We start from the raw sequence: 12,041 nt of genomic DNA, 5'->3' as shown, positions 1-12,041 counted from the left end.
GGTCTCTCCTTATGCGCCGTTGGCGCGGGGAGTCGCCACCAGCACCTGGTCGCCCGGCCGCACCTTGGCCGCGCCGGAGACGATGACCCTGTCCTGCGGCGAGAGGCCGGAGAGCACGATCTGCTTGTCGCCCTGCAGGCCGCCCAGTTCCAGCTTGCGCGGCGCCACCTTGCCCGCCGCGTCCACGACGAACACCATCTTTTTGTTCTGGTCGCTGAGGATGGCGGCGTCGGGCACCAGCAGGCGCTCTTGCGCCGCGCCGACGGGAATGCGCACGCGCGCAAAGCTGCCCGGCATGACGGCGCGGTCGGCGTTGGCCAGGCTGGCGCGCAGGCGCACCGTGCCCGAACGGGCGCTGATCTCGTTGTCGACAAAGTCGACGGTGGCATCCTGGGCGGGGCCGCCGCCATCGAGCGCCAGCTGCACCTTGCCCGGCAGCTTGCTTTGCTGGCGCAGGCGCTGGAAATCCGCTTCCGACAGGTCGACCATGGCGCGTACGGGGCTGTGCGCAACGATGGTGGTCAGCACGCCGCTCTGCGCCGCGCCGCCTGCCACGTAGTTGCCGACATCGACGCGGCGGTCCGACACCGTGCCGGCGATGGGAGCGCGCATGGTGGTGAAGGACAGCTCCAGTTCGGCGCTGCGCAATTCCGCCTTGCTCAGCATGACGGCCGCCTGCGCGCCTTCCAGCTCCCCGCGCGCCCGTTCCAGTTCCTCGGTGCTGGCCGCGCCCGTTTGCTGCAGCCGGCTGCTGCGCTCGAACTGGGCCGTTGCCAGCTTGCTGCGCGCATTGGCCTGGGCCAGGCTGGCCTGGGCGCGGTCGCGCGCCGCCGCGAAGGGACGCGGGTCGATGACGAACAGCGCATCGCCGGCCTTGACCTGCTGGCCATCGCGAAAGGCGATCTGCTGCAGATAGCCCGACACGCGCGAGCGCACTTCCACGCGCTGCGACGGCTCGATGCGGCCCGTGTAGTCGAGGGTCGCCTGCACCATCGACGTTTCCGGCAGGGCCACGGAAACGGTGGGCTTGGGCGGCGGGCCGCCAGGCGCGGCCTGGGAACGGCCGCAGCCGGACAAGGTGGCGCTGCAGGCCAGGGCCAGCAGCAGTAACAGCGGGACGGGCAGGGACGGGATCGGACGGGGGCGCATCATGCGGGGTCTCCAGAAGGCGTAGGGGGCTTGGCCAGGGCGCGGCCGAGCGCGAAAATGGCCAGCGCGGCGAGTATCAGCGCGCTGGCGACGGCAAAGGTGGCGTGCATGCCACGGATCATGGCGGCTGGCTGGGCGCTGGCGATATCGCTGGCGCTGGCAAAAAAAGCAAAGATGGCGCCCATCACGGAGGCGCCCGTGACGAGGCCCAGATTGCGCGACAGATTGAGCATGCCGGAGATGAGGCCGCGCTGGTCGGGAACGATGTCGCCCATCACGGCGGTATTGTTGGCTGCCTGGAACAGCGCGTAGCTGGCCGTGAGCAGCATGATCGGCGCGACGTAGCCGGGGATGCCCAGGCTGGCGGGCAGCAGGGACAGCGCCAGGCAGGCAGCGGTCGCGCCGCACAGGCCCGCGCCGCCCATGCGCTGCGCGCCGTAGCGGTCCACCAGCCAGCCGGACGGTACGCCGCAGAACGCCGCCACCAGCGGTCCGGCCGCCAGCACCATGCCGGTGACGGCCGTGCCCAGGCCCAGGCCGCGCGCCAGGTAGAAGGGGCCGACCACCAGGGTGGACATCATGACCGTCGACACCAGCATGCTGGTCGCCAGGCCGGCGCTGAGCACGGGCGCGCGCAGCATGGCCAGGCGTATCAGCGGCGCCGGCGCCTTCAGTTCCACATACACGAACAGGGCGCCGCCCACGCAGGCTGCCAGCAGCAGCGCCACGTTGCGCATGCCGAAATGGCCGCGGCCCAGGGTCATGGCCAGCGCATAGGCGGCCAGGGTCAGCGCCAGCAGCAGCGTGCCGCGGTGGTCGAAGACGGGACGCCTGGCGTGCGCGCCGCGCTGGTCGGCCGGCAGGAAGCGCCATGCCATCAGCAGCGCCACGCCGGCCAGCGGCACGTTGACGAGGAAAATGGCTTGCCAGCCGAACTGCGCGATCAGCAGGCCGCCCAGTGCCGGACCGAGCGTGGTGCCGACGGCCGACATGGTGCCGAGCAGGCCCATGGCGCTGCCCGTCTGCGCCTTGGGCACGGTGCTGCCGACAAAGGCCATGGTCAGGGCCATCATGACGGAAGCGCCGAGGCCCTGCAGGGCGCGCGCGGCGACCAGCAGCCACAGGGTGGGCGCCAGGGCGCACAGGATGGAGGCGACGGCAAACAGCGCGATGCCTGCCAGTAGCAGGCGGCGCCGGCCGATCATGTCGCCGAGGCGGCCCACGCTGACGATCAGCGCGGTGATGGCCAGCAGGTAGGCCAGCACGATCCATTGCACATCCTGGAACGGCGCATGCAGGGCCTTGGCCATGTCGGGCAGGCCCACGTTGGCGATGCTGGTGCCCAGCGCGGGCAGCAGCATCGACAGGGACAGGCTGGCAAGCGCGCCGCGCACGGGCATCGTGGCGGTACCGGCCGGGGCGGCCTGCTGGCTGGGTGAGGGTGGTAGGGGTTTTGACGGCGAATTCATAAGGTGGTTGATCCATCCATTAACGGTCATTACATGGTACTGAGGGATTTGGTATGGCGGAAGACGCACAATTTGCACTTTGTTATTGCGTTTGACGCCATGCCTGGTGCGCCGGGCAGCGCTACAGCATCTGGTCCATCTCGAAGGCCGGCAGGCTGTCGGCCTGGTGGTAGCGGACGATGCGCCCGGGAATGCCGGCCACGGTGCAATGCGCGGGCACGTCGCGCAGGACCACGCTGCCGGCGGCCACCTTGCTCATGGCGCCGATCTCGATGTTGCCGAGGATTTTGGCGCCCGCACCGAGCATCACGCCCGAACGGATCTTCGGATGGCGGTCGCCATGCTCCTTGCCGGTGCCGCCGAGGGTGACGTTCTGCAGGATGGAGACGTTGTCGTCGACCACGGCCGTTTCGCCGATGACGATGCCGCTGCCGTGATCGAGCATGATGCCCGCGCCGATGCGCGCGGCCGGATGGATGTCGATGCCGAAGACGCTGGCCGCGTGGCTGGACAGGGCAAAGGCGGCCTCGCTGCGGCCCGCCGTCCACAGATGGTGCGCCATGCGGTAGGTCTGCAGCGCATGAAAGCCCTTCAGGTTCAGCAGCGCATGCAGGCCGTCAGGACAGGCCGGATCGCGCTGCGCGATGGCCGCCAGGTCGGCCGTGATGCTGGCCAGGATGCGCGGCTGCGTGCTTAAAATGTCCTCGAACAGGGGGCGCAGCACGGCCGGGCGCATGTCGCGCGCGCCCAGGCGGTGCGCCAGGACGGCGGCGAGCAGTCCGGCGGGGCTGTCATGCGGCAGAATCAGCTCGTCGAGCATGGGCCGCAGCAAGGGCTCGCGCGCGGCGAGCCGCAGCGCCAGTTCGCGTACCTGCTCCCAGGCGCAGTCCACGCTGGCGGGCTGGCAGGCTGCGGCGGCGTCGATGCGGCGCAGGGGCGGCGCGGGCGGCAGGGGGCTGGCGTATGTCAAGTAAGTCATCGTGGCGCCTGTCCAGGCAAAGGAAGGAAAAGTGGAGCGCCTGGCAACAACGCCGGCGCCGGCTGGCAAGTGCCCAGGGCCCCGGAAGGCCGGGCTGCGCGGATTGCGGGTACACGATAAGCCGCCGCAGGGGGCGAAGCAAATCGTAAATACTGAGCGCGCGGCTCACGATTCCTGATGCTTGGGGAGGGTGTGGCAGGGGCGCATGCCGCACCGGCGCTCGGGCAGGCGGCGCCAGGGGGCGGTGCGATGTGGCGGGAAGGAGGGGGCGCAGCGTGGCCCCGCGAAATTACAGCGCGTTGAGCGGAATCTTCAGGTAGCGCACGCCGTTGTCTTCCGGCTCGGGCAGCTTGCCCGCATTGATGTTGACCTGGATGGCGGGCAGGATCAAGGTCGGCATGTCGAGGGTGGCGTCGCGGCTGGTGCGCATGGCCACGAATTGCTCTTCCGTGATGCCGTCGCGCAAGTGGATGTTGCCGGCGCGCTGCTCGGCCACCGTCACTTCCCAGCGCGCCTCGCGGCCGTTGGGCGGGTAGTCGTGGCACATGAACAGCCGCGTCTGCGGCGGCAGCGCCAGCAATCGCTGCGCGGAGCGGTACAGCAGGGCAGCGGAACCGCCGGGAAAGTCGCAGCGGGCCGAGCCCACGTCCGGCATGAACAGGGTGTCGCCGACAAACACGGCGTCGCCGATCTGGTACGCCAGGTCGGCCGGCGTATGGCCGGGCACGTGCAGGGCGCGTACTTCCAGCTTGCCGATATGAAAGACCTGGTCGGGCGCGAACAGCTGGTCGAACTGCGAGCCGTCGGCCCTGGCATCATCCTGGTGGTAGACGGCCGCGAACGCCTGCTGCACCGTCTGGATGGCGGCGCCGATGGCCACGTCGCCGCCCAGCTGCTGCTGCAGGTAGGGCGCGGCGGAAAGATGATCGGCGTGCGCGTGGGTTTCCAGCAGCCAGCGGCATTGCAAGCCGTGTTCGCGCACGAAGGCGATCACCTTGTCGGCCGAGGAGGTGGACGTGCGCCCCGCCTTGGGGTCGTAGTCGAGCACGGAATCGATGATGGCGCAGTCCCGGCCATCGGCCTCGTACACAACATAGGTGACGGTGGCGGTGGCGGGGTCGAAGAAAGCTTGGATTTGTGGAGTCATCACGGCGGCAAGGGGCGGGCAAGGGAGGGACAGGGAATGGCATTATATCGCCAGAGTTCGCCCAAAAAATGTTGAAAATAGACATTTAGCATGCGGAAAACAGATAAGCGGGCGCGCATGCGCCTGGCACAGTCGTGCGCACCCTGGTGCTTGCAGCATGGTAACCTCATTCTTACAAGGAGGAATTCATGAACGATATCACTGCACGCAGCGAACAATACCGCGGTTTTACGATTTCGGTGACCCCGCAAAAAGATAACGACGATTTATGGGATTTCACCTACCGCCTGCAGCGCGAAGGCGAGCCCGAGGCGCAGGCGATCACGCGCAGCCGCACCCTGGGCGGCTACGCGGCCCCGGAGACGGCTTGCACGGCTGGCCTGGAAGTGGCCAGGACGGAAGTGGATAATCTGCTGCGCCCTTGAGCCGGCGTAAATCGTTTAGCCCGATTGCCCGCTGGCGCGTGAAACACATCGCTGCCAGTCGCGCTTCATGCTACGATTTCCACTATTGAGTCAGTCACGAAGGAGGCACCCCATGGATAGCAGTTCTAAAATTCACTATAAAGGCTGGGAAATCGTTCCCCTGGCCGTGCCCACCACCGACGGCAGATGGTCGGCCAGTTGCGATATCGAGCGCGCCACCGCGGAAGGCCTGGAAGTGTTCGAAGGCTCGACCATGCAATTCGTGCGCGACGACGAGGAGGGCGCCATTGCCGCCGCCTGCGAAGAAGCCGTGCGCCAGATCGACAACATCATCGCCAACCCGCTGGTGCGGCTGGCCTAGTTTGCCTTCGCACTATCTGTCGCAGTCTCCGTATTACTCAGCCGGCGCCCGCCGGCTGTTTTTATTGCGCGTCTTGCCAGCCTTGGCTTTCATCCCCGCTGTTCTCCTGTTTGTTGCATGTTTCATGATATGTTTCAAAATGGATTGCATGAAACATAATTGAAACATCCTTGACGCCAAACGTGACATCGCTGCTCCGCTGCGTGACAGCGCACGACGCGCGGCCCATGGCCGTCTTGCCCGCATTTTCACTCTGCGGCAGATGGTGTGTGCCCTGGCCGGCAGGTCCTGGCACGGCATTTGCAATACTGATGCTCATAGCCACTCCGTGAAACATTCGGGACCATCCGAAACCCATAAGGTGAACACATGACTCAATACTCCGCAGGTGCCGCATTCCGCAAGGCCGTCCAGGAAGAATCCCCGTTGCAAGTCGTCGGCGCCATCAACGCCAACCACGCCTTGCTGGCCAAGCGTGCCGGTTACAAGGCCATTTACCTGTCTGGCGGCGGTGTCGCGGCCGGCTCGCTGGGCTTGCCCGACCTGGGCATTTCCAGCCTGGATGACGTGCTGACCGATATCCGCCGCATCACCGACGTGTGCGATCTGCCGCTGCTGGTCGACGCCGACACGGGCTTCGGTTCGTCCGCCTTCAACGTGGCGCGCACCGTGAAATCGATGATCAAGTTTGGCGCGGCCGGCCTGCACATCGAAGACCAGGTGGGCGCCAAGCGCTGCGGTCACCGTCCGGGCAAGGAAATCGTCAGCAAGGAAGAAATGGTCGACCGCATCAAGGCGGCCGTCGATGCGCGCACGGACCCGAATTTCGTCATCATGGCGCGCACCGATGCGCTGGCCGTCGATGGCCTGGAAGCGGCGCTCGAGCGCGCTGTCGCCTGCGTCGAAGCGGGCGCCGACATGATCTTCCCGGAAGCCATCACGGACCTGGACATGTACGCCACGTTCGCCAAGGCCGTCAACGTACCGATCCTGGCCAACATCACGGAATTCGGATCCACGCCGCTGTTCACGCTGGACGAATTGCGCAGCGCCCACGTGGGCCTTGCCTTGTATCCGCTGTCGGCCTTCCGCGCCATGAACAAGGCGGCGGAAAACGTCTACCAGGCGCTGCGCCGCGATGGCACGCAAAAGAACGTGGTCGACACCATGCAGACGCGCATGGAGCTGTATGAATCGATCAATTACCATGACTTCGAGCAAAAGCTCGACGCGCTGTTCGCCGCGCAAAAGAAATAAACAGAAGCAGGGGCCGCATGCCGGCCCCGCAGTGACGCAACCGAGACTAGTCAATTTTTGGAGAAATCAATGAACGCACCGCAAGCCGCCACTTTCAAGCCTAAAAAATCCGTCGCCCTGTCCGGCGTCACCGCCGGCAACACGGCGCTGTGCTCGGTCGGCAAGACCGGCAACGATTTGCACTACCGCGGCTATGACATCCTGGACGTGGCCGACAGCTGCGAGTTCGAGGAAATCGCCTACTTGCTGGTGCATGGCAAGCTGCCGACGTCCGCGGAACTGAAAGGCTACAAGGCCAAACTGAAATCCTTGCGCGGCCTGCCGTCCGCCGTCAAAGCCGCGCTGGAAGCCTTGCCCGCCGCCGCCCACCCGATGGACGTGATGCGCACGGGCGTGTCCGTGCTGGGCTGCACCTTGCCGGAAAAAGACGACCATAACGCGCCAGGCGCGCGGGACATCGCCGACCGCCTGATGGCGTCGTTCGGCTCCATGCTGCTGTACTGGTACCACTATAGCCATAACGGCAAGCGCATCGAAGTGGAAACGGACGACGACTCGATCGGCGGCCACTTCCTGCACCTGCTGCATGGCGAAAAACCGTCGGCGTCGTGGGAAAAAGCCATGCATACGTCGCTGATCCTGTACGCGGAACACGAATTCAACGCTTCGACCTTTACCAGCCGCGTGATCGCCGGTACGGGTTCGGACATCCACTCGGCCATCACGGGCGCCATCGGCGCGCTGCGCGGCCCGAAACACGGCGGCGCGAACGAAGTGGCGCTGGAGATCCAGAAACGCTACGACAACGCCGACGAAGCGGAAGCGGATATCCGCGAGCGCGTGGCCAACAAGGAAGTGGTGATCGGCTTCGGCCACCCCGTCTACACGATCTCGGACCCGCGCAACGTGGTCATCAAGGAAGTGGCGCGCAATCTGTCGCTGGAAGCCGGTTCCACGAAAATGTTCGACATCGCCGAGCGCCTGGAATCGGTCATGTGGGAAATCAAGAACATGTTCCCTAACCTGGACTGGTTCTCGGCCGTGTCGTACCACATGATGGGCGTGCCGACGGCGATGTTTACGCCGCTGTTCGTCATCTCGCGCACCTCGGGCTGGGCCGCGCACATCATCGAGCAGCGTATCGACAACAAGATCATCCGCCCGAGCGCCAACTACGTGGGCCCGGAAGACCTGGAATTCGTGCCGATCAAGGACCGCAAATAATGAGCATCAAGATGAATACCTTGCACCGCAAATCCTTGCCGGGCACCCAGCTAGACTACTTCGATACGCGCGCCGCCGTCGATGCGATCCAGCCAGGCGCCTATGCCACCTTGCCCTATACCTCGCGCGTACTGGCCGAAAACCTCGTGCGCCGCTGCGACCCGGCGACCCTGGACGCTTCGCTGAGCCAGTTCATCGAACGCCGCCGCGACCTCGATTTCCCCTGGTTCCCCGCGCGCGTCGTCTGCCATGACATCCTGGGCCAGACGGCCCTGGTCGACCTGGCCGGCTTGCGCGACGCCATCGCGGCACAGGGCGGCGACCCGGCGCTGGTCAATCCGGTGGTCCCCACGCAGCTGGTGGTCGATCATTCGCTGGCCGTCGAATGCGGCGGTTTCGACCCGGACGCCTTCGCCAAGAACCGCGCCATCGAAGACCGCCGCAACGAAGACCGTTTCGACTTCATCGACTGGACGAAAAAAGCGTTCAAGAACGTCGATGTGATTCCGCCGGGCAACGGCATACTGCACCAGATCAATCTTGAGCGCATGTCGCCCGTGATCCAGGTGCAGGACGGCGTGGCCTACCCGGATACCCTGGTGGGCACGGATTCGCACACGCCCATGGTCGACGCGCTGGGCGTGATCGCCATCGGCGTGGGCGGCCTGGAAGCGGAAAGCGTGATGCTGGGCCGCGCCTCGTGGATGCGCCTGCCCGACATCATCGGCGTCAAGCTGACGGGCAAGCCGCAGCCGGGCATCACGGCCACGGACACGGTGCTGGCGCTGACGGAATTCCTGCGCAAGCAGAAGGTCGTCTCGTCCTACCTGGAATTCTTTGGCGAGGGCGCTTCTCACCTGACCCTGGGCGACCGCGCCACGATTTCCAACATGGCGCCGGAATTCGGCGCCACGGCCGCCATGTTCTACATCGACGCGCAAACCATCAAATATCTGAAACTGACGGGCCGCGACGACGAACTGGTGAAACTGGTGGAGCTGTATGCGAAGGAAACGGGCTTGTGGGCCGACAGCCTGGTGGACGCGCAGTATGAGCGCGTGTTGACGTTTGACCTGTCGTCCGTCGTGCGCAATATCGCCGGCCCATCGAATCCGCACAACCGCGTGCCGACGTCGGAACTGGCCGCGCGCGGGATTTCCGGCGTGGTGGAAGACGAACCGGGCAAGATGCCGGACGGCGCCGTCATCATCGCGGCCATCACCAGCTGCACCAACACGAACAATCCGCGCAACATGATCGCGGCCGGTCTGATCGCGCGCAATGCGAACCGCCTCGGCTTGACGCGCAAGCCGTGGGTGAAATCGTCGCTGGCGCCCGGCTCGAAAACCGTGGAACTGTACCTGCAGGAAGCGGGCCTGATGCCGGAACTCGAAACACTGGGCTTCGGCGTAGTGGCTTTCGCCTGCACCTCGTGCAACGGCATGTCGGGCGCGCTCGACCCCGTGATCCAGGACGAAGTGGTGTCGCGCGACCTGTACGCCACGGCCGTCTTGTCGGGCAACCGCAACTTCGACGGCCGCATCCACCCATATGCGAAGCAGGCTTTCCTCGCTTCGCCGCCGCTGGTGGTGGCCTACGCAATCGCCGGCACCATCCGCTTCGATATCGAAAAGGATGTGCTGGGCCATGATGCGGACGGCAAGGCTATCCTGCTGAAGGATATCTGGCCGTCCGACGAGGAGATCGACGCCATCGTCGCTTCCAGCGTCAAGCCGGAACAGTTCCGCAAGGTGTATATCCCCATGTTCGCCAAGCAGGCGGACGACGGCATCAAGGTCAGCCCCCTGTACGACTGGCGTCCGCAGACGACGTATATCCGCCGTCCGCCATACTGGGAAGGCGCGCTGGCTGGCGCTCGCCCATTGAAAGGCATGCGTCCCCTGGCCGTTTTGGGCGACAACATCACGACCGACCATCTGTCGCCATCGAACGCCATCATGCTCGATAGCGCGGCCGGCGAATACCTGGCGAAAATGGGCTTGCCGGAAGAAGACTTCAATTCCTACGCCACGCACCGGGGCGACCATCTGACGGCGCAGCGCGCCACGTTTGCCAACCCGACCTTGAAGAACGAGATGGTCATCGAAGATGGCAAGGTCAAGGCCGGTTCGCTCACGCGCATCGAGCCGGAAGGCACGATTTCACGCATGTGGGAAGCCATCGAGGTGTACATGGAGCGCAAGCAGCCATTGATCATCATCGCCGGCGCCGACTACGGCCAGGGTTCTTCGCGCGACTGGGCCGCCAAGGGCGTGCGCCTGGCCGGCGTGGAAGCCATCGTGGCTGAAGGCTTCGAGCGCATCCACCGCACCAACCTGGTGGGCATGGGCGTGCTGCCGCTGGAATTCCTCCCTGGCGTGAACCGCAAGACCCTGGGCCTGGACGGCAGTGAAACCTACGACGTCGCCGGCGAGCGCACGCCGCGTTCCACCTTGACCTTGCTGATCCACCGCAAGAACGGCGAAACGGTGGAAGTGCCCGTCACCTGCCGCCTCGATACGGCGGAAGAGGTGTCGATCTACGAGGCCGGCGGCGTCTTGCAGCGCTTTGCGCAGGACTTTTTGGAGTCTTCAAAAGCCGCGTAAACGGGTAGGTCGGATTAACGTAGCGTAATCCGACAATATTTGTGAAAAAACCGCCAACAATGTGTCGGATTAGCGTGGCGACGCCACGCTAATCCGACCTACTTTCGGACAGACAATGACTCACATCCCCCAAATCAAGATCCCCGCCACCTACATGCGCGGCGGCACCAGCAAGGGCGTGTTCTTCCGCCTGCTGGACCTGCCCGCCAGCGCGCAAGTGCCGGGCGCGGCGCGCGATGCGCTGCTGCTGCGCGTCATCGGCAGTCCCGACCCGTACGGCAAGCAGATCGACGGCATGGGCGGCGCCACGTCGAGTACCAGCAAGACGGTGATCCTGGCAAAAAGTAGCAAGCCGGAGCACGACGTCGACTACCTGTTCGGCCAGGTCTCCATCGACAAGCCTTTTGTCGACTGGAGCGGCAATTGCGGCAACCTGTCGGCCGCCGTCGGCTCGTTCGCCATCGCCAGCGGACTGGTGGACGCCGCCCGCGTGCCGCAAGACGGCATGGCCACGGTGCGCATCTGGCAAGCCAATATCGGCAAGACCATCATCGCCCATGTCCCCATGACGCATGGCGAAGTACAGGAAACGGGCGACTTCGAACTCGATGGCGTGACTTTTCCGGCCGCCGAAGTAAAACTGGAATTCCTCGATCCGGCCGCGGAGGAAGAGGGGGGCGGTGGCGCCATGTTCCCTACTGGCAACCTCGTCGATGACCTCGACGTGCCCGGCATCGGCAGCCTGAAAGTCACCATGATCAATGCCGGCATCCCGACGATCTTTGTCGACGCGGACGCCATCGGCTACACGGGCACGGAACTGCAGGACGCCATCAATGGCGACCCTGCCGCGCTGGCCCGTTTCGAGACCATCCGCGCGCATGGCGCGCTGCGCATGGGCCTTATCGCGCATCTCGACGAGGCGGCGAAACGCCAGCACACGCCGAAGGTCGCGTTTGTCGCCAAGCCGGCCGGCTATGTCTCGTCCAGCGGCAAGCAGGTGGACGCGGGCGATATCGACCTGCTGGTGCGCGCCATGTCCATGGGCAAGCTGCACCACGCCATGATGGGCACGGCCGCTGTCGCCATCGGCACGGCGGCAGCCATCCCCGGCACCCTGGTCAACCTGGCGGCGGGCGGCGGCGAAAAAACCAGCGTGCGCTTCGGCCATCCGTCCGGCACCCTGATGGTGGGCGCGGAAGCGGCGCTGGCCGATGGCGCATGGAGCGTCACCAAGGCCATCATGAGCCGCAGCGCGCGCGTGCTGATGGAAGGGTTCGTGCGCATTCCCGGCGACGCGTGTTAAGGCCAAGCAGGCGAATGCGCATGCAGATCAGTTGATATTTCTGCTAGCAAAGAAATTGAGCGACAAGGAAAATGGGGGAGCGCCGGCCGCGATGCGCATGCGGCGGCGACCTTCCATG

The 12,041-nt window shown here is 65.3% G+C and carries 11 protein-coding genes; 6 read left to right on the top strand and 5 right to left on the bottom strand.

Going from position 1 to position 12,041, the window contains the following annotated elements:
* Positions 1–9: 9 nt before the first annotated feature.
* The 4 genes from O3297_RS10835 to O3297_RS10820 all read right to left on the bottom strand — a co-directional run bounded on the left by O3297_RS10835 (position 10) and on the right by O3297_RS10820 (position 4,744).
* Positions 10–1,152: an efflux RND transporter periplasmic adaptor subunit gene (locus tag O3297_RS10835; RefSeq protein WP_305048669.1), complete on the bottom strand. Its 1,143-nt coding sequence runs from the start codon at positions 1,150–1,152 to the stop codon at positions 10–12.
* Positions 1,149–2,618 (bottom strand): MFS transporter, encoded by a 1,470-nt coding sequence (locus tag O3297_RS10830; RefSeq protein WP_083299738.1) that lies wholly within the window; start codon positions 2,616–2,618, stop codon positions 1,149–1,151. Before O3297_RS10830 ends, O3297_RS10835 begins: the two co-directional genes overlap by 4 nt.
* Positions 2,619–2,739: 121 nt before the next feature.
* Positions 2,740–3,597: a serine O-acetyltransferase gene (cysE, locus tag O3297_RS10825; protein WP_080753494.1), complete on the bottom strand. Its 858-nt coding sequence runs from the start codon at positions 3,595–3,597 to the stop codon at positions 2,740–2,742.
* A 289-nt stretch (positions 3,598–3,886) separates the two neighbouring features.
* Entirely contained in the window at positions 3,887–4,744 is an 858-nt protein-coding gene (locus tag O3297_RS10820) for an MBL fold metallo-hydrolase (RefSeq protein ID WP_034783945.1), read from the bottom strand.
* 188 nt (positions 4,745–4,932) lie between these two features.
* Between O3297_RS10820 and O3297_RS10815 the strand changes: the two genes are divergently transcribed.
* Both O3297_RS10815 and O3297_RS10810 read left to right on the top strand, forming a co-directional pair.
* Positions 4,933–5,169, top strand: a complete 237-nt coding sequence (locus O3297_RS10815; protein WP_070257673.1) for a hypothetical protein — start codon at positions 4,933–4,935, stop codon at positions 5,167–5,169.
* Positions 5,170–5,281: 112 nt separating this feature from the next.
* Complete coding sequence (locus O3297_RS10810) at positions 5,282–5,530, top strand: hypothetical protein (RefSeq protein ID WP_211550413.1); 249 nt, start codon at positions 5,282–5,284, stop codon at positions 5,528–5,530.
* 61 nt (positions 5,531–5,591) lie between these two features.
* On the opposite strand, the gene O3297_RS10805 is transcribed toward O3297_RS10810, so the two are convergent.
* Positions 5,592–5,849 (bottom strand): hypothetical protein, encoded by a 258-nt coding sequence (locus O3297_RS10805; protein ID WP_305048668.1) that lies wholly within the window; start codon positions 5,847–5,849, stop codon positions 5,592–5,594.
* A 50-nt stretch (positions 5,850–5,899) separates the two neighbouring features.
* Between O3297_RS10805 and prpB the strand changes: the two genes are divergently transcribed.
* The 4 genes from prpB (at position 5,900) to prpF (ending at position 11,923) form a co-directional block, all read left to right on the top strand.
* Positions 5,900–6,787, top strand: a complete 888-nt coding sequence (prpB, locus tag O3297_RS10800; protein ID WP_034783951.1) for a methylisocitrate lyase — start codon at positions 5,900–5,902, stop codon at positions 6,785–6,787.
* A gap of 69 nt (positions 6,788–6,856) precedes the next feature.
* On the top strand, positions 6,857–8,011 hold the full coding sequence (gene prpC / locus O3297_RS10795) for a 2-methylcitrate synthase (protein ID WP_034783952.1): 1,155 nt from the start codon (positions 6,857–6,859) through the stop codon (positions 8,009–8,011).
* A gap of 11 nt (positions 8,012–8,022) precedes the next feature.
* A complete protein-coding gene (gene acnD, locus O3297_RS10790; RefSeq protein WP_305049647.1) occupies positions 8,023–10,617 on the top strand; it encodes a Fe/S-dependent 2-methylisocitrate dehydratase AcnD in 2,595 nt (864 codons plus the stop codon).
* Between the two features lie 115 nt (positions 10,618–10,732).
* Complete coding sequence (gene prpF, locus O3297_RS10785; protein ID WP_305048667.1) at positions 10,733–11,923, top strand: 2-methylaconitate cis-trans isomerase PrpF; 1,191 nt, start codon at positions 10,733–10,735, stop codon at positions 11,921–11,923.
* The last annotated feature ends 118 nt before the right edge of the window (positions 11,924–12,041 follow it).

The sequence above is a fragment of the Janthinobacterium sp. SUN128 genome (assembly GCF_030587275.1).
Taxonomy (GTDB): Bacteria; Pseudomonadota; Gammaproteobacteria; order Burkholderiales; family Burkholderiaceae_D; genus Janthinobacterium; species Janthinobacterium lividum.
This window is presented reverse-complemented; position numbering and strand designations above follow the sequence as displayed.